This window comes from Fictibacillus phosphorivorans (assembly GCF_007673525.1).
GTDB classification, from domain to species: Bacteria; Bacillota; Bacilli; order Bacillales; family Fictibacillaceae; genus Fictibacillus; species Fictibacillus phosphorivorans_C.
The window spans coordinates 1931670-1956555 of sequence record NZ_VDZU01000001.1; the positions used below are offsets into that span (position 1 = coordinate 1931670).

The window sequence follows — 24886 nt, forward strand, 5'->3', positions numbered from 1 at the left end:
GTATAAGCTAGAAAATTTCACGGATAAAATAATATATCCGATTTTCGACAAATCTAAATTCGCCGCCTAACACCTCACTAACGCCATATATGTCCCTAGATACCATGCTACTCCGTAATCCCTGCCTGTATAATTTCCACATTCACTTTAACGTTGATTGGAATATCTGGATATTGATCGTCCCAATGTTTGAAATCAAATCCTCGTGTTCTGCTTCTCGCCAGATCGCCTAATCCAATCGTATCTACCTTTGCTTTTTGTAACTTCTTGACGATCTTATTGATCCGTTTATTCATTGCGATTTCTGTAGCGCGCTCAAGCTGCTCGATAAGAGATGGATCACTAACGGGGATTTTGGGTGCTTCACTTACGCGTCCTTTTACATGAACAAAAATGTCTACTGATGGCGATCGTTTTACGTCTTTGAATCGATATTCTACTTTAGACTTCAGATTTTGAATGGTGAAAAATTGATTATTTTTAAATTTCACTTCATAGATACCTTTTTCGAAGGGTTCCATGAGAAGCTTTAAAAGAAATGAATCTTCAAGTTTCAGCTGCCCAACCATTTTATCGTCTTTTAATAGAGCTGTTCCTACTACTCTAATTCGATCTCCTTGCTTCTCTATGAGTGGCAAGTTTGGATCCATCCCTTTTCCGTAATATCTATACAAAAAATCATGTATGTTTGACTTTGGTATGTTTGCTTTCATATTTTGATCTAAAAGCTGAAGCAGATACTTAGATGGCGTTTCACTAAGAGGATACTGCTGCTTTAATAATGTTTTCGTACTTCCATTAACGATGGCCATATAAAGATCGCGACCTAAGGAAGGGTCACGCTGAAGTGTGTCGACTAGATCGTAAATTCCTTTTTCAGCTAACCGATTATTATAAAGAGCAATTTCTAATCGTCCGATTTCAAAAGGTTTAGGAGATTCAGCTTGTTCCAACGCTCTTGCCATCTTGCTCGTATTTGTGGTTGCTGTAAACACTTGTGAAATTGGAGGTATATCTTCTCCTCGCTGAGGTATAGCTACCATCCCGTTCAACTCTACTTGGTTGTTTGATTTATAATCGTAACCAACTGCTGAGACGAGCTGTACATCTTCTAAGATTTTTTTGCTCGGAAAGCAGCCAGTTAATAGGATTAAAGTGAAAATGATGAGCAACTTTTTCTTAGCCATTTTTTGTTTTCCTCACTTTTCCTGAAATCAGCTGGATAACAAATAAAAACGGAATATATGCATACAGAATATAAAATCCAATCTGAGAAACTTTTGTATTCAGTATGTCTACTTGTTGGCGATCAACGACTAAGATGCAACATATAAAAATAACAAGAATCATTGTACGTAATGCACTTTTTTGCTTGATCTTATATAAACGGTGAATCCCGCGGCTAACTGACCACAAACCAATACAGAGGTTGGGCAGTATCACAAAAAGCCATAGCGCGATGCCTGCATACTCAAATCTCTGTGCGAAAGGGAGGTCAACAATTTTCCACAATGTTAAAGTCGCCCAAATTGTATGTTGAAGCTGTTCTTGATTAAAATAGACAAAGGACACAAAAACAGTGATAAGGTAAGTAAACATCGTGAATAGATTTCCAAAATGAGCCCACTTCTGTGATTTTTCTGGTTGTTTTAAAAAGGGCATGTATAGCAAAATGAGTTCTAACCCTAAATAATCAAGGGTGACTCCTCTTGTTGCAGCCATCAGTTCGCTAAAGGAATGATCTAAAATGGGTAAAAGATTAGTATAATGCGCGTTTTTTAACGCGTAATATTTTAGTAAAAATAAAGGAAGAGAGATAAAAAAGCCTAAAACGGATAGACCTGCAACAACCCTGATTCCTCCTATTACGTAGGAATATGCCAAGCCCAGCAGAATAATGGAAATTATCGGTGTACCTAGTTCAGGAAACACCCAGATTTGAATCACTTCAATATACGTCCTAAGTACTGTTAGAATCGTTGAACTAAAATAAATCAAGAGAAGAAAGCTTAACGCACCGCCGATCCATCTACCGAATAAGTTTCTGTGTACCCCAATGATATCAGCGTTCTCTTTCGTAAGGAGACGATAGATCATCCAGATCAACACATTAAATGAAAGACCTCCAATGATTACAGAAATCCATGCATCATGTCCTGCTGATTTAGCGATATAACGCTCGAACCCCAGAATACCTACTCCAATCTGCATCGTTGTGACCATATAAAAAGCCATGTAAGGTGATATCTGTTTGTTTACACTGATCTGAGACATACATACCCCTCATTTTTTAGTCCTCTATGTCATGCTTTGCTGTTGCTCGTTTTTTATTCATTCTTGCCTTATCTTGTGGTCTTAATAATGACGGACGGCTATTTTGCATACTGAACGGCATTCGTATTAGTGCATCTTTTAAGTCATTTGCACGAAGTGGGTATAGGGGTGCGATGTAAGGTCTTCCGAGAGAAGTAAGCTTTAATAGATGTGAAACAATAAATGCAAAACAGATCGCAACACCAAGTAGACCTAAGAACTGTGCAAATAATAAAAAGGGAAAGCGAAGTAAACGAATCGTGTTACTCATCTGATACACAGGTGTTGTAAAAGAAGCGAGTGCGGCTAGAGCTACAATAATCAACAGAACGTTACTTGTTAAACCAGCTTGAACCGCTGCCGTTCCGATAACGATACCTCCAACGATACCGATCGTTTGGCCGACTTTAGATGGTAATCTCGCACCAGCTTCACGAAGTAATTCAATCGAAAGCTCTAGTACGATAGCTTCTAATATAGGCGGGAACGGAATATCGTTACGTGAAGCCACAAGTGTAGCTAGAAGGTTTTCTGGAATCATCTCATAATGAAACGTTAAAACAGCTACATAAAGCGGCGAAGATAACACAGAGAACATAACCGCCATCAATCTGATCAATCGAATAACAGAAGCGAGCGTCCAATTGAGAAAATAATCTTCAAATGCCGAAAAGAACTCTACGATCGTTGTTGGACCAGTCAATGCATGTGGTGATCCGTCAGCCATAATCGCCACTTTTCCTTCAGATAGAACACTCGCCACTCGATCTGGTCGTTCTGTATCGATGAGCTGTGGAAAAGGAGAGTTCTCGTTGTCTGAAATCATTTGATTGATATAAGAACTATCTACGACATGGTCGTATTCGATATCGTTAACACGCTGAATAGCGGTATTCACATTTTCTTCATCAGCGATTCCGTCGATGTAGATAATTGCTACTCTCGTTTTTGAAAGTTTTCCAACCCTAACTTCTTTTACTGTAAATTCTGGAATGGGAAGTCGTTTGCGAATTAAATTTAGGTTGGTATCTAATGATTCAACGAATGCTTCCTTTGGGCCAACAACGCTAAATTCAGTTTCAGGAATCGAGATCTGTCTGTTTTCAGTTGATAGACTCGGAACGAGCAAACCTTCAGGGTCGTCTTTGTTCATTTGAATGAGAATGAAGCCTGCTGTTACTTTGTTCGCGATGTCATGAACATCATTCGTTTTGACCATTCCATCTAACGGTAGATGCTTCTGAATATCGTCTAAGTTTTTTAGAGGGATTTCTGTTATATACGGTAATAAATCACGATGAACAAATTCAGGATTTACAAGGGTTTTATAATAAGAGATATAAAATGTGCTGAGTGATGATTGCTTAACGGTAGAAAAGTCAGCGGAAGCCGTTAACTTTTTCATTAGCTCTGGGAATGTCAATGAACCTTTTGTAGAAACGCTATTTGATTCTTGTTGTTTTTTCTTTTTCTTCTTAAAAAATATCATTGATATCACCCGTTCGTTATTACGTCGTGAAACTACTACATTTGTTTAGCATTTCCTAGGTACATAAATATATTCTGTTAGGCGGAATGTGCCGTTATGGTATATAACATTGACAACCATTAACAATTAGCCTATGATTATCATTAAATTAATAACCAAACTCTTATTAAGAGCAGGCGGAGGGAATTAGCCCTATGAAGCCCGGCAACCATCGGATGAACTTTTTTTTGACCGAAACGGTGCTAAATCTAACAGCAGTTATTGCTGAGAGATGAGAGAACGAACGGATACTATGTATAAAGCCGTGTTCTCTAAATGAACACGGTTTTTTTTCGTCTATGATGCTTGATAAGTGAATTTCAATTAAGAAAAAAGGAGTGGGTGATATGGTTACGTCGGATTGTATATCGTGGAAAGGCAGAAAATTGGCTTACACCATTCATTTTCCTAAATGGAACGTTGAAGGTGAAAAGAAGTTCCCTTTGATCATCATTTGCCACGGTTTTACGAGTACACGAATTGGAGTAGACCGTCTGTTTGTAAAAACAGCTCAAGCACTTGTTAAACTTGGGTTTGCTGTACTGAGGTTTGATTATGCTGGCTGCGGTGAGAGTGAAGGCGAATATGGAGATAATGAGTTTGCTTGTTTTATTGATCAGACGAAGGAAGTGATTTCTTTTGGGAGCAGACTCCCAAATGTTGATCAAAATGCAATAACCTTAATCGGACATAGTTTAGGTGGTGCAGTAGCAGTTTGCACTGTAACAGATGATGAGCGAGTTCGTAATGTAATTACTTGGTCTGCTGTAGGTAATCCATTTGGAGATATTAAAGAAATAGTTGGCTATAACGGAGAGCACCCCGTGATCGATCATTTAGGTTATGCGATAACCGAAGAATTTTTACTTTCACTTCAAGCATATTCTCCCTTCGAAGACATCAAACAGTTTCGCGGAAACGCATTGTTTGTCCATGGCACAGATGATCTGGTAATATCTTCAAGTTATTGCTCTCGGTACTTTGAAAAATCAAGAAAAAGAAACAAAGGCGAGAGCTCAATAGTGCTGATAGAAGGTGCTAATCACACATATTCTTCTATTGACCACTTCGATAAACTTATTTCTGCCACTTCAGAATGGTTATTGAAGAATGTACATGTTTCTGTTCAGAATAATTTGAAAAAAAGTGTTTGACATTTCTTTGAATACCTGTAATAATACAAAGTAATTTGATAGGAATACTCTTATTGAGAGCAGGTGGAGGGAATTAGCCCTATGAAGCCCGGCAACCATTCATGTTGAATAGTCAATATGAAAACGGTGCTAAATCTAACAGTGGTCACACTGAGAGATGAGAGGATGATCGGAAACTTTTTTCGAGAAGCCTTCTGTCTCTTTTATGAGAACAGGAGGCTTTTTTTGTACCACCTCTTACAAGAGCTTTTATCAAAGAATATATAGAAACTAATGGATAGGGGATCAGAATATGAAAAGAATCATCCAAGTATTATTCGCAAGTTTGGCAGTATTCGTATTAGCAGCTTGTGGCTCATCTACAAGTGGTGGAGAAAAAACAGAAAAGCTTGTGGTTGGAGCATCAAACGTACCGCATGCTGAAATTTTGGAGGAAGCGAAGCCACTTTTAGAGGATAAAGGTATAGAATTAGAAATCGTTAAATTCCAGGACTACATCTTACCGAACAAGTCACTTTACGAAAAAGAAATAGATGCAAACTATTTTCAACATATTCCATATTTAACTCAGCAAGTAAAAGATAACCCAAAATACAAGTTTGAGAATGCTGGTGCTGTTCACTTAGAGCCGATGGGCGTTTATTCGAAAAGACATAAATCATTAAAAGACATTCCAGATGGAGGGAAGGTAATCTTAAGCAACTCAATTGCTGAGCACGGGCGTATCCTCTCAATCTTTGAAGCAGAAGGACTAATCAAACTAAAAGAAGGAAAAGGCTACGAAGCTCAGATAAGCGATATTATAGAAAATCCGAAAAACTTAGAGTTTGTAGCAGACATCGATCCAGGTCTATTAACGAAAGCGTACGAGAACGATGAAGGCGATGCGATTGTAATCAATACAAACTATGCAATTGATGCAGATTTGAATCCGAAGAAAGACTCAATCGCATTGGAAGGATCTGATTCACCATTTGCGAATATCATCACGGTTCGTGAAGGTGACAAAGATAAAAAGTCGATTAAGACATTATTAGAAGTACTTCATTCAAAAGAAATTACCGACTTTATTGATAAAGAGTACAAAGGTTCAGTGTTAGCTGTAAAAGAGTGAGTGTTATAACGCTGTCTAGATGAGATGATCGGGCTCATCTAGACAGCTTTTCTTATGAATAGAGGGTTTTGTAGAAAGTTTTGGGAGTCTCTTTTTATTAATTAAGTCTAAAATTGAAAAATTAAGTCTTACATAAGAAAATTAGGTCGTACTGGACATTAATTAAGTCGAACTAGACATAAATTAAGTCTAGATTCAAAAATAAAGGCCGTTCGACAAATCCGACTTCAACAAAACCCATCAAAGCGCGATATGATATGATGAAGACGGACAAATTCAGCTTACACAACATTTTATTAAGCGGGTGGAAAAGGAAAATGGCAATTGATTTTTGGTCACCTGTCAAATTATCACTCGGCATAGCGGTGACAGCTTCTTTGATCGTGATTCTTGCAGGGATTTTCTTTGGTAGGATCATGGCTCATAAAAAGTTCAAAGGGAAGAATTTCGTTGAAACAATTTTCTTACTTCCGCTTGTACTACCCCCGACGGTTGTAGGTTTCTTGTTGATCGTTCTATTCGGTCGAAATGGTCCAGGGGGACAGCTAGTAGAGTGGCTCTTTAACCAACCAATCATGTTTACATGGTGGGCAGCCGTTATTGCGTCTGCGGTTGTCGCATTTCCACTCATGTATCAATCCGCAAAAGCGGGGTTTGAATCGATCGACGCAGATATTGAAAACGCAGCGCGAGTTGATGGGGCAAACGAGTGGGATGTATTGCGGAAAATTTCTGTACCACTTTCTGTTAGGGCCATCACATCTGGTGCTATTCTAAGTTTTGCTCGCGCATTAGGTGAGTTTGGTGCAACACTTATGTTTGCTGGTAACATACCTGGAAAAACGCAGACAATATCCACTGCTATCTATATTGCGATAGAATCAGGAAATATGGAGCTTGCTTGGATGTGGGTATGTAGTGTTATCGGTATATCATTTATAATGCTCATTGCTGTTAATCGTATAAGGACTTAAATTGAGGAGGGACCCAACTGGGTTCTTTTTTACTTTTACATAATAAAAACCGTGTGAGCAGTATAAGACTCACACGGTTTTTCATTAAAATTCGTTTCTTACTAAAATTAGCTGACTTCTTGTTGATACTCTTGTGCTTTAATAGGATTGAATTTACCTTCCCATTTGGACATCACAACAGCAGCTAACGAGTTTCCTACTACGTTTACAGCTGTCCGCGCCATATCGAGGATTCGATCGATACCCGCAATGAACGCAAGACCTTCTAATGGAATTCCAACTGTACCAAGTGTTGCTAAAAGAACGACGAATGAAACACCTGGAACGCCTGCGATCCCTTTTGACGTTACCATCAATACGAGTAATAGCGAGATCTGTTCTGCAATTGTTATTTCAATCCCGTACATTTGCGCGATAAATAGTGCTGCAATGGCTTGATAGAGAGTGGATCCGTCTAGGTTGAACGAGTAACCAGTAGGAATGACGAAAGAAGTAATGGCTTTTGGACACCCGAACTTCTCCATCTTTTCCATGATTTTTGGTAATACTGTTTCTGAACTAGCTGTTGAGTAGGCTAAGATCAGTTCGTCTTTCAATATTTTGATCAACGTAAAGATATTTACCTTGACCATCGCTGCAACGCCACCTAAAACGACGATGACAAAGAAGAACATTGCCCCATAGACGACTAGAACGAGTTTACTTAAAGGTACGAGTGATTCAATACCAAACTTAGAAACAGTAACACCGATTAGTGCGAATACACCGAATGGAGCAAGCTTCATGATTTGATTCGTAATATAGAACATAGCGTCAGCTGTTCCTTGGAAAAAGGCCAATACTGGTTTACCTTTTTCACCGATCGCTGCAATTCCAAGTCCGAATAGTACGGAGAAGAAGATGATTGCCAACATATCTCCTTCAGCTAATGATTCAAAAAGGTTAGTCGGAACAATGTTTAAGAAAGTTTCTGCAAAGCCGTGACTTTCAACAGATTCTGTTGTCTCCACATAGCTCGAAATATCACCTTTTGTTAACGATTTCATATCCACTCCTGCTCCAGGTTGGAATATGTTTGCGATGAATAGACCAATTACGATTGCCAAAGTTGTTATAATTTCAAAATATAAAATCGTTTTTCCACCGAGACGTCCTAGTTGTTTGATGTCACCGACACTCGCTACACCAACGATAAGACTTGAAACAACAATAGGTACAACGATCATTTTAATCAATCGAATAAAGATATCACCGATCGGTTGTAAATATCCTTGAACCGTTTCATTTCCATAAAACAGTGCACCGATTAGAATACCGAATGCTAGTCCTATTAAAATCTGCCACGCAAGACTAATTCGTATTTTTTTCACATTAAGTCACCTTCTTCTTGATGTTAGTAATCTGAGTTGCCACATAAAAGACATTTTAGCGAGTAAAAGGAATGGTTGTCAAAGCAAAAAAATGGCAATGAATAAAGGATGGAACGAAGAAGAAGATCCTCATTTCAAATTAATAGAAATATTTGAAAATTTTAATGTTTACAAAAATAATAAATGCTTGTAAAATTACAAAAGCGTTATTCGACTTTAATCGACATTTATTGGAGGACTTATGAACTTATTTAGAAAAAAATTATTAACTACTAGTCAAAGCGGTGACCAATCTTTAAATCGTGTTCTTGGTGCAGTCGACCTTACGATGCTCGGAGTAGGGGCCATCATTGGAACGGGGGTCTTTGTACTGACTGGGGTCGCAGCTGCAAAATATGCGGGTCCAGCTCTAATTCTATCATTTATAATTGCAGGGCTTGCTTGCGTTTTTGCGGCACTTTGTTATTCCGAATTCGCATCTATGATTCCACAATCGGGTAGTGCTTACACTTACAGTTATGTAGCATTCGGAGAGATTTTTGCTTGGATTCTAGGCTGGGATCTCGTACTGGAATATGGGCTCGCTTCATCAGCTGTAGCGAGTGGATGGTCAGGGTATTTTCAAAGCCTTTTAACCGGCTTTGGAATACATCTTCCAACAGCTATAACAAGTGCTTTTGATCCTTCAAAAGGAACTTATATTGATTTACCTGCAGTTATGATAATTTTGCTCGTCACACTTCTTCTATCAAGAGGTGTAAAAGAATCAGCCAAATTTAATTCCATTATGGTTATTGTGAAAGTTGCTGTCATTCTCTTATTCATCGCTGTAGGCGTTTGGTATGTAGAACCTGCTAACTGGGAGCCGTTTGTTCCTTTTGGATTCTCGGGTGTAGTAACAGGGGCTGCAGTAGTTGTTTTTGCATATTTTGGTTTTGATGCAGTATCTACAGCTGCAGAGGAAGTAAAGAACCCACAACGAAACTTACCAATCGGTATTATCTCTGCATTGGCAATCTGTACAGTCATCTATATAGTAGTTTCACTCATTCTCACTGGAATTGTTCCTTATAACATGCTTAATGTAAAAGATCCTGTAGCTTTTGCTCTGCAATTTATCGGTCAAGATTGGGCAGCAGGTTTTATCTCATTGGGTGCAATTGTAGGTATTACAACGGTGTTAATTGTTATGATGTTCGGTCAGACTAGATTGTTTTATGCAATGAGCCGTGATGGGCTTCTTCCAAGTAAACTGTCCGCGGTACATCCAAGAACGAAAGTGCCACTACCGAGTACATGGACAACTGGATTGCTTGTGGCCTTATTTGCTGGATTCGTTCCATTAGACAAACTTGCAGAACTTACGAGTATTGGTACTTTGTTTGCTTTTGCAACAGTATCTTTAGGTGTTGCCGTTCTTAGAAAAACTCGGCCAGACATCGAACGAGGCTTTAAGACCCCTTGGGTTCCATTGATTCCAGCCTTAGCCATTATCTTCTGTGTTTATCTTATGCTTCAACTCTCAGCTTTCACTTGGAAAGGCTTCGTCGTTTGGCTTGTGATCGGACTTGTTCTTTATTTTAGTTACGGTTATCGTCACAGCCGTTTAAACACAACGAAATAGAAAGAGATTGATAGTGAGAAAAGCTGCCTTTCATATAGGTAGCTTTTTCACTTTACTTCAGAAACGCGTTGTTTCGTGTTATACTTGTAGTAGTAAAAAAGAAAGGGGGGAGTAAGAAATTGCGGAAATTTTCTTTATTGGGATTATTGTATGTATTTGCGTTTACATCACTTTTTCCTAACTACAATATGGAAAACCTGTTCTCGCCTCCACAAAATGACGTTTATGAATTGTCCTCAGCGTCAATCGATGAATCAACAATAATCGGCGAATATCCTACAAAAAGTAAAAAGTTAAAGAAGACTGTAAAAGCTGTTTATTCGGATGACCAGATACCTTTAGAAGAATCAAACGATTATTATGTATTCCCAGCATACAGCCAAGTGGAAAACAAAATTGTACGTCTTACCCCCTATCAATTTCAATCGAATTACCTCTGACGATCACAACAATCTCAAAACCTTTAAAAGCGCCTTCAATGTAAGGTTTATTTAACAGAACCATCTATTCATAAGCACGCTTCGAAAAAACATGTTTCCGAACGTTTATTTGCTGTGCTTAAAAATACAAAAAAAGGGAGATTGTTATGATCGTTAAAGAAACAGAATTACCTGGAATCGGCAGAAAGTTCGAAGTTGAAATAGCTAATAAAGATAAAGTTGTCGTAATTGTTCATGATGATGGAAGAAGAGAGATATATCATTTCGATAAGCACGATTATGAAGAAAGTCTCTCGTCGATTACGTTAAGTGATACGGAAGCAAGACAGTTTGCTGCCATTATTGGTGGAATGATTTATCGACCAAAAGCTCTTGAAACAATTGAAATGGCTTTTGATGAACTCATGATCGAGTGGTATCGAGTTGATTCCAATGCGTTTTCGGTTGGAAGGACAATCGGAGAACTGGATATTCGTCAAAAATACGAAGTGTCTGTCATTGCTATCATAAAAGGAAACGAAAAAGTCTTGAATCCTGGTCCTGAAACAATGATTGGCTCTGGAGATATGCTTGTTATTTCAGGTGAAAGACCTGGTGTTAAAAGAATTATTAAAGAGATGTTTTCAGCTGAGGTGAGCAGTGAATGACAAATCATCTTGTACTAGAAGTTGGTACAGCTCTAATCATCATCGCGTTTGCTGCTTTACTCGCAAATAAATTAAACTTCTCCATTATTCCGTTTCTCATCATATTCGGAATGATTGTAGGTCCTCATGCCCCTGTTATTGGCGTTTTGGATTTTACCTTTATTAACAGCAACGAGATCATTACCTTCTTTGGGAGGATAGGTGTCTTGTTTCTGCTGTTCTATCTCGGTTTAGAATTTTCGGTCGGTAAGTTAGTGCGCTCCGGCAAAAATATTGCTGTTGGCGGTAGCATCTATATTCTGATCAACTTCTCATTAGGATTGATCTACGCATATATAATGGGTTTTCCTCTATTAGAGGTTCTAATCATAGCTGGAATCATCACCATCTCTTCCAGTGCTATCGTCGCAAAGATCATCGTTGATCTGAGGCGTACAGCGAATCCTGAAACAGAACTGATCCTCGGAATCATTATGTTCGAAGATATATTCTTAGCTGTTTATCTATCGATCATTTCAGGGTTAGTGTTAGGAGATGCGACTTCTATTCTAGGAGTTACAAAATCCATTTTAATCGCATTTGGTTATATGATTTTGTTCTTTGTTATTGCAAGAACGTGTACGAAGCATTTGAATAGACTGCTCAATATAACATCTAACGAGATCTTTATTATCGTGATCTTCGCATCGTTGTTTTTTATTGCAGGATTTTCAGAAACGATTCATGTTGCTGAAGCGATTGGTGCTTTATTGTTAGGACTTGTTTTTTCTGAAACTGAACATAGTGAACGTATTGAGAAGATGGTCATACCGTTCAGAGATTTCTTTGGTGCAATCTTCTTTTTCAGCTTCGGATTAAGTATAGATCCGTTTACGTTAGGTGGAGCAGTTTGGTTGGCGTTAGGAGCTGTTCTCATTACGATCGTCGGGAACTTTATAGCCGGAATGATCGCAGGAAGAAAGGCTGGACTGTCACATAAAGCTTCGTCCAACATTGGACTAACGATTGTTTCAAGAGGAGAGTTCTCAATCATCGTAGCAAACATTGGTATGGCAGGCGGCTTGGCCTCTGTTTTAAAACCATTCTCCGCACTGTATGTGCTGATCTTGGCGATTCTTGGTCCATTGCTCACAAAAGAGTCGAAGAAAATCTATGGTGTATTAAATGGCATCTTTAAATGGAAAAAAGAAGAACAGCCTCAACTTAAAAAGAAGGCAAATTGAGTATGTGTAATGAAAACACAGCTTCTCTATCACAGGGGCTGTGTTTTTTATTGTTCAACTCAAATGCGAAAAAACTTAATTGGTTTTTTCTATAGTTACCGCAAACTTACTATGAGAAAGGTATTTTAGTCGAATAGATTCGTTTTCAAGATGATCTTCGTAGCGCTTTGCCGTTATATTCAAATGTGCGACGATAATTTTTTTATCATTAATTGTTATAGAAGAAACATAATCAGGACCATTTTTGGAACCATCATACGTTAAGGATGAGGGGATGCCTTCTACCAGGTTAAAGTTTCTAGCTTCATAGTCACTTATGTCTTTGTAAAGCTGAAACGTGGTTTGTGCAAAAGCAATCGAAAATGCAATGGAACCAAGGATTACTATCAGAATAAGAATGCGTTCTATCCAATTGTTCAATCTCAAATAACACGCAACAAAGCCAATAAATAATGAGAGCAGCGACATGGCTAAAAAAAGAAAAAGCTCGGACAAAACAAGGTGATCTTGAAATACTGACGAAGATAAAAATAAACTAAATGCAGACAATAGCAGAATCACTAAAAGTAGGATGAGAGGAAATGTATTCGGAGTCCTAAAGCTTCTAGATCCTGTGATTCTTTTCTTTTTGTAATTCAAAGTCATCCTCTCCTTTAGATAAAATATATTCAAGGATGCTAAATCACTATTCGTGAATATGAAGGTTTCCCTCGTTGCTTCTCGAATAACATTATTTGATGAAGGAAGAGGAGAGTATATTATGAAATTAACTCAAGCTCAACAATTAGCGATAGATCATATTGAACGGTATGCTGCACAACATAAACAAGATGCTCAAGCAACCATCCAACATCTATTAAAAATGACTAACATCTCAAATGATCTTTATCATAAGGCGGTCCATAAACTTAAAAAGCATTCCCAAATAGCACTTCACTTTCATCCAGATCGACCAAACTCATCAATGGTTAGTATTGCAGAAGCATTGTTTCTAGAGGGGATATACAAAAGTCAGTTTGAAACATTACTTTCAAACGGAAGTGTGTCTGCGTACCCTGGAGGATTTCGCGATCAGTGGGAAGAATTATTATTCGGAGGGGCTTACCAGATAAAAGGCACGAACCTTAATGAACGAGCAAAATATGGTGCGTTAAACATTTTGAATCATGCAGATGGACCAGCTCCTCGATTTGGATCATGTTATTTCTTACTTAAATCTGAAGTATCAAATCGAGCTACCTTTACATATCTTGATTCTCATCAAAATCCAAAAGAAAAGGGCACACTTCGAGAGTTCGATATGATACTTGCAGCATTATTTGAAGAAATTTTTACGAGAGATTTTGCGCTCGGGGAGCATAATCTTATGTTGGTTTCGTTAATCCAACACCTTTTTCATAAGATTGAAAAGCCCTTTGAAGATCCAGCTAAAAAACAAGTTTACCGAAACCTCAATCATTATATTGAAGCACAAGTTCACGGTGCTGTTTCATTAAAAGAAGATGTAGAGATTCTTGTTGCAGACCCTTCATTTATAGAAACGAAGGTAGGACAAACGCTAACAAAACTTTGTGCGAAATATCATATAAAGCTCTATTACCATGCAGGATTTCAATTGTCTGTTGATCATATCCCATCTGATTTTCGTGGACCGGAAATGCCATCATTAGCAAAAAGAATTTCTAAAGATCAGGTGATTCATGCACATCTTATAGGAGAAGCTGTAATGGATTTAATGAAGAATCCAGAAACCTGGGGCGACAGAGGTACGCAGAATGAAATATTACAAGAATTGAAGCTTCTATGGCATGTGTTGGTGAAGTATGGAAAACCACATACTAAAAGAAGATAAATATGTAGGAAAATAACAACTTGCATTTATGACTTTTATCTGTTAATATCGTTTCAATGCTAACGATTATGATAATTGATAAGGAGTGGATCATATCTATTCTTTTGATGAATATGGTGAGTTGTTGCCGGAAGAGAAGGATACCATCAATCAATTGACGAAAGCACCGATTGAATCACTCAATCTACACTCTATTACGGTCGTCACAAACCTTTATCGAGCGGCCCAAGGACTGCGTAATAAGATGGAGCGAGAAGTATTAGCAAAACATGGGCTATCGTGGACGTCATTTTCGATTCTTTATGATCTGTGGATATGGGAATCCGTTGAAACAAAAAAACTAGCATTATCCGCTGGTGTTTCAAAAGCAACCATAAGTAACATCACGAATACATTGGAAAGAAAAGAATTATGCTATCGTAAGGTTGATAATCGCGATCGACGCATCACATGTGTTGTTTTGACGGAAAAAGGCAGAAAAGTCATGGAAGAACTGTATCCAAAGTTTCACGAAGGTGAAGTCGAAGTCGTCTCTTCCTTGTCCGTTGAAGAACAGAAATTAATATCAAGCTTGTTGAGAAGAGTTATACGAGAGAATAACTTTTAAATTCATATAAAAATGTGATGACAGGAAACGCAGTAGCAAAGATCTCCCTGTTTTTAGAGAGCTGATGGTTGGTGTGAATCAGTACAAAGATCATGTGAATTACATTTCCAAGAGCTTTCTTCGTCTATTCTATTTGACGAAGAACGGGAATACCGTTATTAAGTTTGAGTGGAAGAATGTTTGTTCTTCAATTAGGGTGGTACCGCGTGTAAATAGTTAGACCACGTCCCTTGTGTTTTAGGGATGTGGTCTTTTTTATTTTTATAAACTAACATTTTGAAATTTTATAAGGAGGAAAAGAGGATGAATCAGGTTATAGAACAGCTTACAGAGAAACAACAAGTTGAAGTTAAGAGGCAGATGGCAATCTATAAACAAGGCGTTCAAGATATTATTCCTACAGAAGAGCTAGAAACCAAAGTAGCGAAGTCTATTTTAGAAAATCGACCTTTAAAAATAAAGCTGGGACTCGACCCCTCAGCTCCAGACGTACATCTAGGTCATACAGTGGTGTTGAACAAACTAAGACAGTTTCAACAAAATGGTCATGTCATTCAATTGATCATTGGAGATTTTACAGGAAAGATCGGTGATCCTACTGGAAAGTCGGTCGCTAGAAAACAATTGACGACAGAAGAAGTAGAGCACAATGCGAAAACGTATTTTGAACAGTTTGGAAAAATAATAGATATGGAAAAAGTAGAGCTACACTACAATTCTAAATGGCTTTCAAAGCTGGAATTTGAAGATGTCATCAATCTGGCAGGTAAAATTACTGTGGCCAGATTATTAGAGCGGGATGATTTTGATGAGCGCATCTCAACAGGAAAGCCGATTTCGCTTCATGAGTTCTTTTACCCTCTTATGCAAGGCTACGATTCCGTGATGCTGGAGTGTGATATTGAGCTAGGAGGGACCGATCAGCACTTTAACATTCTAATGGGAAGACATTACCAAGAGAAGTTTGGGAAAGAAAAGCAAGTTGCAATGTTGATGCCGCTCTTAGAAGGTTTAGATGGAGTTGAAAAGATGTCTAAGTCCAAGAAGAATTACATTGGAATCGATGAAGTACCTCAAGAAATGTATGGAAAGTCGATGTCGATTCCCGATTCGCTTATGACTAAGTACTTTGAACTCGTGACCGATTTTACGCCTGAAGAACTTCAACGTATGAAAGTGGAAATCGAGAGTGGGAAAATGCACCCGCGTGATGCAAAGATGCTTCTAGCAAAAACAATTGTACGGATGTACCATGGCAATCAAGCAGCTGAGGCGGCCGAACAGCATTTTATCACCGTTTTTCAGCAAGGGACCATGCCTGATGAGATCCCGGTGATGGAGTGGAGTGGTGCAGAGGAAGTATCTGTTATCGACTTGATTGTTGAGCTGAAGATGCTCTCGTCAAAAAGTGAAGCTCGCCGAATGATTGCCAACCGAGGCGTTAAAATTGTTGGCGAAAAAGTGGAAGATACGAATTTGCGAGTGATTGTAAAAGATGGCTTAATCATTCAAGTAGGCAAGCGGAAATTTGTGAAGATCCAAAAAAATTAAGTATGAAGATAGAAGGACCATATTGTATGGTTCTTCTTTTAAGTGTGACACTATTTCTTAAAAAACTTAGGTGTTTATCGTACCAAATGGGACACGAGGTGAATACGTTATAAGATAAGGCAGTAATTTTTTAAGTTTGTTGTTTCTAAAAGAATTCAGAAACGGAAATTAACTACTTACAAAAGTGCCAAGATAAGATCAAAGGAGTGCAAAACTTTTATATGCCATTTCCGAGTAATATTCAATTTTCTCCACTAAGTGTTGGCGGACAAACTTATTTTGACGTTGTAGGGGACGAGTCGCCTGCATCCACAGACTTAGTTGGTAATGCGCAATTCCCCTCATTTTATGTCGCTTATGACAGTACAAATGTTTATTTTAGACTTCGTTTAAACAGTGATCCAAGAAACAATGCTTTGACGGCTTTCCGTAATTTTGCCTGGGGTGTTTTAATCAATACAACGGGAGTGCCAGGAACATACAACTGGCTTTTAACGGTTAACGGAAACCTGCAACGACTCGAACTGATTCAAAATACGATCGTGCAGTTTAACTCATGGACAGATCAGGCTGAAGGTACAAACGGGCAAGGAGCACCAAACTTTACGCAGCCGATTGTAAACTTTGATTATGCAAGGGTAACGCCTGCGGATTCTAGTTTTAGCGGAGATCCAGACTTTTTCTTAGACTTTTTCATTCCAGTCTCTGTTTTGTTTTCATTTTTAGGAATTAATGCGAACAGTCCTCTTCAACTCATCTCTTTCACTTCAGCAAATGCCAACAACTACAACAAAGACTCTCTTCGAACCTCTGAAGGTTTTCAATTTCAAAATGCGCTATCAAACCCGGTTACACCAGAAGAGGTTAACGTACAAGCAAAACTAGTTGCCTCTAAGCAGTTAATTTCCGGACCGACTACCATTTTGGCAGGTCAATCTGCCACATACACGGCGAGAATAACGCTTTCGAATACGGGTAAAAGTACGGCAACTACCGTGTTTGTTCGAGATGTTTTAGGTCTCGACCTAATTTCGAATTTTACACTAATCAATGTGGCAAGCGGAACTGCTGCGTATGATTCACTTACGAAAACACTTAGCTGGAACGTTGGGAATCTGGCCGCAGGGACGCAAACGACGTTAACCTTCTCGATAACAGGTATTTTTACAACTACAGGTTCAAGAACTCTCGAGACAGCTACAACAAGCGGAATTGATAACTTTACAGGAAACACTCTGCCTGTTAGTACTGCAACAACGGTGATAACGGTTCAAACGACTGGTGGTATCGTAGGAACTGTAAAAGACGGTTCAACTGGTTTGCCATTAACAGGTGTAAACGTCCTTCTGCAACAAGGTGTTACCACAATCGCTACCACTACGACAAATGGTAACGGAGATTATAGCTTTACTGGACTAACTCCAGGATCGTATACATTAACATTCTCGTATCCTGATTATACTTCAGCTGTTCGAGGTGCAACGGTGACAAGCGGCAATATAAGCCGAGTAGAATTGCTGTTAAACCCACTTCCGGCAACAGTAAACGGGACAGTTATCGGTGCAGGGTTCGGCCCACTGCAAAATGCGGTTGTCAAACTGACGGACACATCAGGTATAGAAGTTGCCACTGCAACGACTAACGCATTTGGCCAATATAGCATCTCTGGCGTTATTCCTGGTTTCTATACAATCAGCGTGACAGCAACAAACTTCCAATCTGCTTCAAGAGGGATCGACCTTGCTCCTAATGAAACGGAGACCGATGATTTCACGCTTGCGTTAAATCCGGCTGGTATTCAAGGAACGGTAACCGATACAGACAGTAATCCAATTTCTGGTGCAACTGTAGAAGTGTTAAATGAAACGGGGATTGTTATAACAAGCACAACGACGAATGGTGCGGGTCAATATTCGTTGAACAATCTCGCAGGAGGAACCTATCGTGTCCGCTTTTCTGCACCAAACTTTGGAACACAGCTTCTCGGTACGACTTTAACAGCGGGTCAGACGACTACGCTGAATGCGGCTCTTACACCAAATCCAGGCATACTCACAGGTGCAGTTAGGGATGCTGGAACAAATGCGCCTCTTTCTGGGGCAAGTATTCGTGTGCTCAATTCAAGCGGCATTACAATTGCGCAAACAACCTCCAATGGAGGAGGGCAATATACGGTAGAACAGCTGCCTCCTGGGACTTATTCCGTTACGTTTACTGTTAATGGATACGGCACAGTTGTTTTAGGGGCAATGATTCAGTCGAATGCAACGAGCACGGTCAATGCAAGCTTAGGAAGAATCGTTGGATTATTAACCGGTACAGTTACGTCCAATGTGGGTACTCCACTTTCGGGTGCTATTGTAGAACTGTATCAAAATAATTTACTTGTAGGGTCTACCGTAACGGATGCTAACGGATCATATACAATTAACAATCTGATTCCTGGTTCTTATACTCAGGTGGTGACAGCACCAAACTTTTCGAGCAATACAGCAGGCGTCATCATTCAGGATAATGAAACGACATCTGTTCAAGTGCAGCTCGAACCGAATCCGGGAACGCTGACAGGGATAGTCGTAACAAATGGTACGCCGCTGGCAGGTGCCACGATTGTTGTGAGGGAGAGCAGTTCAGGAACTGTTATATCAAGAAACGTTGCAGATGACGAGGGGAGGTATACGGTTACGAACTTGGCACCAGGAACGTACACCGCAACAGCTTCTCAGGACAGTTATCAAACACTGTCACTTGGCGCTATCATCAACTCCAACCAAACTACGGTTGTGTCCTTTAATCTTGCACCTAACCCTGCAACTATAACAGGGACTGTTTTCAATAGTACAACAGGAACACCCATTACAGGAGCATCTATTGAAGTAAGGATTCTAAATCTAAACGGTACGCCTATTGCATCTGCATTTACCGATCCAAACGGAATGTATGAAGTTCAAAACCTGGCACCAGGCACGTATGCGGTAGTGGTGAGTGCCAATAATTTTCAAACGAATACGGCAACCGTCATATTAACAGCCGGAGAAACAGAAACGACAAACATCTCCCTCGACCCATCACCAGGCAGTATTTCAGGAAATATTACAGGATCAGGCGGACCAATCAGCGGGGCGACAGTCAGAGTAACGGATTTGAACGGACTAACGATTTTGACGACGTTAACGGACGCACTAGGAAACTATTTAATTACAGGACTGGCGCCGGGGTCTTATAATGTTATCGTTTCAGCACCAGGTTTTCAGACAAATCAAACAGGAGCCATTGTTCAACCGAACTTAATCACGATTCGCAATGTAGACCTGCCTCCTAATCCGGGAACGATTGATGGCCAAATCTCACCGGCCTTTGGAGGAGGGACGATTCAGCTCTTTACAGCTGATAATATTTTAATCAGTTCCGCAACAACAGCTCCTGGAGGCGTGTTCCGATTTGATTCCATTGCACCAGGACAATACACAATAACAGCGTCATTGCCAAATTATCAGACAGCTGTTACAGGGGTTAGTGTTTTTGCGGATCAGACGTCATCGGTTTCACTGACGCTACAGCCGAACCCAGCCACTGTTTCAGGACAGATCACGAGTACATCTGGTACACCGATAAAAGATGCAATCGTGCAAATCCTCGATGCTAACGAAACGATCATTGGTTTAGGTTCTACTGATAGCAACGGAAACTATTCAATTGGTAACTTACCTCCAGGAACTTTCCAGGTGAGTATCACAGCTCAGAATTTTTCTTCACTGATCGCAGGGATCTCAACCACGCCAGGTCTCGTTATTTCTGGAGCGAATTATCAGCTAGAACCAAATCCGGGTGCGATCGCCGGTCAAGTGACCGATGAGAACGGAACGCCGCTAAGTGGTGTGACGCTCATCGTCCGTACAACAAACGGGGCTTTTATAGGCTCAGCTTTAACATCTCCTGCAGGAAACTATATTGTAAACAACCTTGCACCAGGAAGCTATACGGTTACGGCTAACAAAGACGATTTTTCCACTGTAACAACAGGCGCAATCGTTACGAGCAATCAGACTGCCGGTGCCAATATTCAGCTGTCGAGCACAGTCGGAAACGTGTCTGGCCAGGTTGTTGATCAGGACGGCAATCCAATAACAGGAAATGATATTCAAGTCCGCCTTCTGCATTCTTCGGGTCAGCTGCTCAGAGCGTTCCTTGCGAATCCAGATGGAACATTCATCGTTTTAGGTTTAAGTCCGGGCAGGTATTTTATAAACGTAAGTGCGGATCAATACAGCTCGAACACCGTTCCTGTTGATGTGGTTACAGGAACAACCGTACCGGTGACTGTACCATTAAGCTTATTGCCGGCTACAGTTACAGGCCAAGTGGTCAATGCCAGTTCTGGTGCACCGATTCCAGGGTCCGTCATTTTAGTAACAACAGTAAACGGAATCTTTATCAACCGTTCGATCAGCGGCAGCAACGGCGAATTCACCATCTCTAACATTCCTCCAGGAAATGCCGTTATCAGTACATCTGCTGATAACTTTGGATCGAATACGGCCACGATTTTTCTTAATCCAAATGAAACAAAGAACGTTATACTGCGCTTGTCTCCAACACCTGGATCTTTAAGCGGAATGGTTACCGATGTGCGAACAGGTAATTCAATACCGGGAACCATCGTAATCGTTTCGACCGATACAGGCGCTATTATTACAACTGCTGTAGCAGATCAATTTGGAATGTATTTGGTTCCTGATCTTAATCCGGGAACATATAGAGCCACAGCAACAGCGGATGGTTTTACAACAGATGCGGCGAGCTTCACCATTCAACCGAATGCGGCGAGTGTTTTAAGCTTTGCCCTGTCACCGTCGCCAGGTACCATTTCGGGCGTAATCAGTGACCGGCAGAGTGGCCAGCCGCTAGCAGGTGTATCGGTTATTGCCAGACAGCTGTCATCTGTCGGCCCAATTGTAGGAACTACGCTGACAAACAGCGACGGACAATATATATTCAGTGCGCTTTCGCCAAACTCTTATACCATTGTGGCGTCTCTGCAGGATTATGGATCAGAAACAGCATCTACTGTTGTTCAGCCGAATCAGACTACGACCTTAAACATTCTGCTTACAAATAGTCCGGGTTCTGTTACAGGTATCGTTACGAATGAAGATACAGGCGCTCTGCTTGCCAATGTTTTGATTCGTTTGTTCACAAATGCGGGCGTTCTCATCACTTCTGTGTTAACAGATGCTGCAGGCGGTTATTTTATAAACGGTTTCTCAGCTGGACAATACAGGCTCGTAGCCGTCGATCCGCGGTTTCAGAGAGAAGAAGTAACGTTTACAGTTGGACCAGGTGGAACGGCTTCTGTAAATATCGCTCTAAACCAAATTTTAGGAAGAATTGCCGGGAAAATTACGGATGCTGAAACAAGAGGTCCGCTCGTTGGAAGTGTTGTTATTGTCTTCCGCTCCACTGAAACAGATCCAATTGCCAGATCATTAACAGACAGTCTAGGAAACTATGTAGTGGCTGGCCTGCCGCCTGACACGTACAATGTGGTGGCAACCGCGGTCAATTATGCGAGAAACTCTACAGGAGCTGTAGTTACAGCTGATGAAACAACGATTACGAACATCGCTCTTATCCCGAACCCAGCAACCATTCGCGGAACGGTCCGCAGCACTTCCGGTGATCCGATAATAGATGCCACAGTAAAAGTTGTAAACTTAAATGGAGTCGTTGCAGGTACAGCTTCTACAAGCTCGGACGGGACGTATGAAATTTCAAATATTGCTCCTGGGACGTACACTACTGTGGTTACAGCCCCAGGCTTTGCGAACTTTACTGGAGGAATTACCATTGGCCCAGGAGAAGTTCGTCCAAATGTTAACTTTACACTTGAACCAAATCCAGGAAACATCCAAGGTGTTGTAAGGAATGCTACTACAGGTGACCCGGTAATCGGTGCGGTCATAAGTGTCATCAACTCCATTGGCATCATTATCCGTACAACGACAACAGATTCAAACGGCGCTTATTTGGCTTCAGGTTTAGCTCCAAACACGTATACCGTTAGTGCTGACAAGTTTGGTTTTTCTCCTAACACGGTTGGAGCCATCGTTACAAGCAATCAGACAACAAATGCATCGATCACGATTTCCACCATTCAAGGAGACATACAAGGTTCTGTTGTGGATGCAGCAGGCAATCCGATCGTAAACCGGCAAATTGCAGTAAAACTGACCAATACAAGCGGTGTGATTATTCGAACCATTATCACAAACAACTTAGGACAATTCTCTTTCCTTGATATACGTCCAGGAAGCTATTTGTTAAACGTGAATGCAGCAGGATTTCAGTCCAAAACCGTACCGGTCAATGTTGCAGCTAATGAAGTGACTCAAGTGGTTATTAATTTAGCAACTGCATTTGGAGCGGTACGAGGAACTGTTGTTGAAAGCGGGACAGGAACGCCGATTAATGGTGCGCGGATTACGGTAACCGATATCGCCAACATTGTGGTTGCAACAGGAATAACAGATAGCAATGGGCAGTTCTTCATTACCAATCTGCCGCTAGGTACGCTGAATGTATCTGCTTCAAAAACAGGATTCGGAAGCGCAACAAAAGGTGTTATCGTTCAAGACGGTCAAATCGCGGAAACGCGGCTAGAGCTAGTGTCGGATCCTGGTGAGCTCACAGGCGTTATTTCTAACCAGCGTACTGGAAATCCAATTCCTGGCGCTTCTGTTCGAGTTATTGACAGCACACAAAGTACGGTTACTTCGATTTTATCTGCTAACGATGGAAGGTATTCCGTATCTGGTTTAGCACCGGGCCGCTACCAAGTAAATGTTACAGCCGTGAATTTTGATTCCAGTCTATCCGGGGTTTTCATTTTAGCCAATGATACGACTGTAGAAAACGTTCAATTGAATCCAAATCCGGGAAGCTTAGCGGGTACCGTCACAAGTCTTACAACCGGTGTACCGATACCGAACGCTTCTATTGAGATTCGTGCATTTGGCGTTGCAGGTCCCGTTATAGCCGTTACCGTAACGAATAATGAAGGACAATACCGCGTGAACAGTCTTCCGCCAGGAGTTTATACGGTTGTGGCAAATGCAGCTGGTTTTGGAACAGCAGAAGCCAGTGAAGAAGTATTCAGTAATTCGGTGAGCATTCAAGATCTCGTTCTGCTTTCTCAAATTTCAGCTGTTGGTGGAAGGGTGACCGATCAAGGCGGGCAGCCACTCGCTGATACCCTCATAACCCTTGCAAAAGATGGAGCAGCAGTAGTTGTTCAGGTTCAGACTGATATAGACGGCCGCTATTTTATCGATAATATTGATGCAGGTTCATACAGCATCGTAGCTCTTAATCAGAACTTTCAGCAGTCGCTTCAAACGTTTACAGTTCAACCTGGAAATACAGCAACCATAAACTTCGTGTTAGCCGGCAACCCTGGAACGATCGCAGGGAGAGTGACAGACCGAGTTACTGGTCTTGCAATACCTGGTGCAGTAGTATTTGTCTTTAGCGCAAACAATGAGCCGATCACAAGTGACGTAGCAGATGCAGACGGCAATTATTCTGTAACAGGCTTAGCTCCTGGAACTTATTCCGTCCGTGCCACAGCTACTCGTTATGCAAGTGATGCAAGATTAATAGCCGTTACCGCGGGAACAGTAACAACAGCTGATTTTCAGCTTGCAGGAAACCCTGTTACGATCAGGGGGAATGTTTCATCAGATGTTCCAGTCTTTAATGCAATTGTTTCTGTATTCGATGAAAACGGATTATTCGTTGGCCGCGGAGCAACTGGACCGAACGGAAATTATGTAATCGGAAACTTGCCAGCTGGTATCCTTACTGTAACGGCATCAGCACCTGGCTTTGACGATCAATCACAAGTTGTAACAGCCCTGCCAGGGGACGACTTAACCGTAAACTTTGTGCTAGGTTCAGGGTTTGGTGCACTAGATGGAAGAGTGGTCAATGCCTTTACGAGACTGCCAGTTTCAGGGGCAACGGTTGTTTTGCGAAATGACGCTGCAAGCTTTGAAACGGTCTCAGGAACAGATGGTACCTTTAGCTTCGGAAACCTGGCGCCAGGTGTTTATTCCATTACCGTTACACAAAATGGATATCGCGTGTTCACAGGAACGGTAACCATTATAGACGGTGAAACGACAGAGATTATCGTTAATCTTTTACCTCTCGTGGTACCAAATGGCGTAGTTGTTATCATTAACGGTAAGCCGCTCTGTATCCCGGGAAGCGCGTGTCCTACGATCTTTACCCTTGTAAGAATCGATCTAAATGCTGGCTGTGCCGTATTAACTTACTTTGTTGACAGTCCAAGAGGTCCGGTACGCCGAACCCTTGTTGTAGGATTGAATTGTGCAACACTAGTAAACTATTAAAATAAAATGAATGAGAGATTGACCTTCACAGTTAAGGTCAATCTCTTTTTGTTGTTTAGCGGTAACGTGGTGTGA

The 24886-nt window shown here is 40.6% G+C and carries 16 protein-coding genes, 2 riboswitches and 1 other annotated feature; of the genes, 11 read left to right on the forward strand and 5 right to left on the reverse strand.

The genetic code is table 11. From position 1 onward, the window contains the following. Positions 1-107: 107 nt before the first annotated feature. From FS458_RS09625 to FS458_RS09635, 3 genes are read right to left on the reverse strand one after another with little or no spacing between them, the layout of a single operon-like run. Positions 108-1187, reverse strand: a complete 1080-nt coding sequence (locus FS458_RS09625) for a Ger(x)C family spore germination protein (RefSeq protein WP_144699872.1) — start codon at positions 1185-1187, stop codon at positions 108-110. Continuing rightward, the gene (locus FS458_RS09630; protein ID WP_144699874.1) at positions 1180-2274 is read right to left on the reverse strand and encodes a GerAB/ArcD/ProY family transporter; all 1095 of its coding nucleotides are present in this window, start codon (positions 2272-2274) and stop codon (positions 1180-1182) included. The genes FS458_RS09625 and FS458_RS09630 overlap by 8 nt, the downstream gene beginning before the upstream one ends. Before the next feature lie 16 nt (positions 2275-2290). Continuing rightward, a complete protein-coding gene (locus FS458_RS09635; RefSeq protein WP_144699876.1) occupies positions 2291-3802 on the reverse strand; it encodes a spore germination protein in 1512 nt (503 codons plus the stop codon). Between the two features lie 160 nt (positions 3803-3962). Then, positions 3963-4080: riboswitch (SAM riboswitch) on the forward strand. A 108-nt stretch (positions 4081-4188) separates the two neighbouring features. Here FS458_RS09635 and FS458_RS09640 point away from each other — a divergent pair. The 3 genes from FS458_RS09640 to modB all read left to right on the forward strand — a co-directional run bounded on the left by FS458_RS09640 (position 4189) and on the right by modB (position 7083). After that, on the forward strand, positions 4189-4995 hold the full coding sequence (locus tag FS458_RS09640) for an alpha/beta hydrolase (protein WP_144699878.1): 807 nt from the start codon (positions 4189-4191) through the stop codon (positions 4993-4995). Between the two features lie 47 nt (positions 4996-5042). Beyond that, positions 5043-5159, forward strand: a riboswitch (SAM riboswitch). A 128-nt stretch (positions 5160-5287) separates the two neighbouring features. Then, positions 5288-6109 (forward strand): MetQ/NlpA family ABC transporter substrate-binding protein, encoded by an 822-nt coding sequence (locus FS458_RS09645; protein WP_144699880.1) that lies wholly within the window; start codon positions 5288-5290, stop codon positions 6107-6109. Between the two features lie 317 nt (positions 6110-6426). Beyond that, positions 6427-7083: a molybdate ABC transporter permease subunit gene (modB, locus tag FS458_RS09650; RefSeq protein WP_144699882.1), complete on the forward strand. Its 657-nt coding sequence runs from the start codon at positions 6427-6429 to the stop codon at positions 7081-7083. Between the two features lie 107 nt (positions 7084-7190). Here modB and FS458_RS09655 read toward each other — a convergent pair whose 3' ends face one another. Then, entirely contained in the window at positions 7191-8444 is a 1254-nt protein-coding gene (locus tag FS458_RS09655; RefSeq protein ID WP_370630035.1) for a cation:dicarboxylate symporter family transporter, read from the reverse strand. Positions 8445-8694: 250 nt separating this feature from the next. Here FS458_RS09655 and FS458_RS09660 point away from each other — a divergent pair, with 250 nt between their 5' ends. The 4 genes from FS458_RS09660 to FS458_RS09675 all read left to right on the forward strand — a co-directional run bounded on the left by FS458_RS09660 (position 8695) and on the right by FS458_RS09675 (position 12387). Beyond that, on the forward strand, positions 8695-10077 hold the full coding sequence (locus FS458_RS09660; protein WP_144699886.1) for an amino acid permease: 1383 nt from the start codon (positions 8695-8697) through the stop codon (positions 10075-10077). 119 nt (positions 10078-10196) lie between these two features. Next, entirely contained in the window at positions 10197-10517 is a 321-nt protein-coding gene (locus FS458_RS09665) for a hypothetical protein (protein WP_144699888.1), read from the forward strand. A 146-nt stretch (positions 10518-10663) separates the two neighbouring features. Continuing rightward, positions 10664-11164, forward strand: coding sequence for a cation:proton antiporter regulatory subunit (locus FS458_RS09670; RefSeq protein WP_144699890.1), 501 nt, complete (start codon positions 10664-10666; stop codon positions 11162-11164). Further along, a complete protein-coding gene (locus FS458_RS09675; RefSeq protein ID WP_144699892.1) occupies positions 11161-12387 on the forward strand; it encodes a cation:proton antiporter in 1227 nt (408 codons plus the stop codon). The genes FS458_RS09670 and FS458_RS09675 overlap by 4 nt, the downstream gene beginning before the upstream one ends. A gap of 75 nt (positions 12388-12462) precedes the next feature. Here the strand turns inward: FS458_RS09675 and FS458_RS09680 are convergent, their stop codons facing one another. After that, positions 12463-13026 (reverse strand): hypothetical protein, encoded by a 564-nt coding sequence (locus tag FS458_RS09680; RefSeq protein ID WP_144699894.1) that lies wholly within the window; start codon positions 13024-13026, stop codon positions 12463-12465. Between the two features lie 121 nt (positions 13027-13147). Between FS458_RS09680 and FS458_RS09685 the strand changes: the two genes are divergently transcribed. From FS458_RS09685 to FS458_RS09700, 4 genes are all read left to right on the forward strand, one after another. Next, positions 13148-14239, forward strand: a complete 1092-nt coding sequence (locus FS458_RS09685) for a DUF3626 domain-containing protein (protein WP_144699896.1) — start codon at positions 13148-13150, stop codon at positions 14237-14239. Between the two features lie 85 nt (positions 14240-14324). Further along, complete coding sequence (locus FS458_RS09690) at positions 14325-14846, forward strand: MarR family transcriptional regulator (protein WP_391503394.1); 522 nt, start codon at positions 14325-14327, stop codon at positions 14844-14846. A gap of 8 nt (positions 14847-14854) precedes the next feature. Beyond that, positions 14855-15080: a binding site (T-box leader), on the forward strand. A 69-nt stretch (positions 15081-15149) separates the two neighbouring features. After that, positions 15150-16397 (forward strand): tyrosine--tRNA ligase, encoded by a 1248-nt coding sequence (gene tyrS / locus FS458_RS09695; protein ID WP_144699898.1) that lies wholly within the window; start codon positions 15150-15152, stop codon positions 16395-16397. Positions 16398-16618: 221 nt separating this feature from the next. After that, positions 16619-24811, forward strand: coding sequence for a carboxypeptidase regulatory-like domain-containing protein (locus FS458_RS09700; protein WP_144699900.1), 8193 nt, complete (start codon positions 16619-16621; stop codon positions 24809-24811). Positions 24812-24886: the final 75 nt, after the last annotated feature.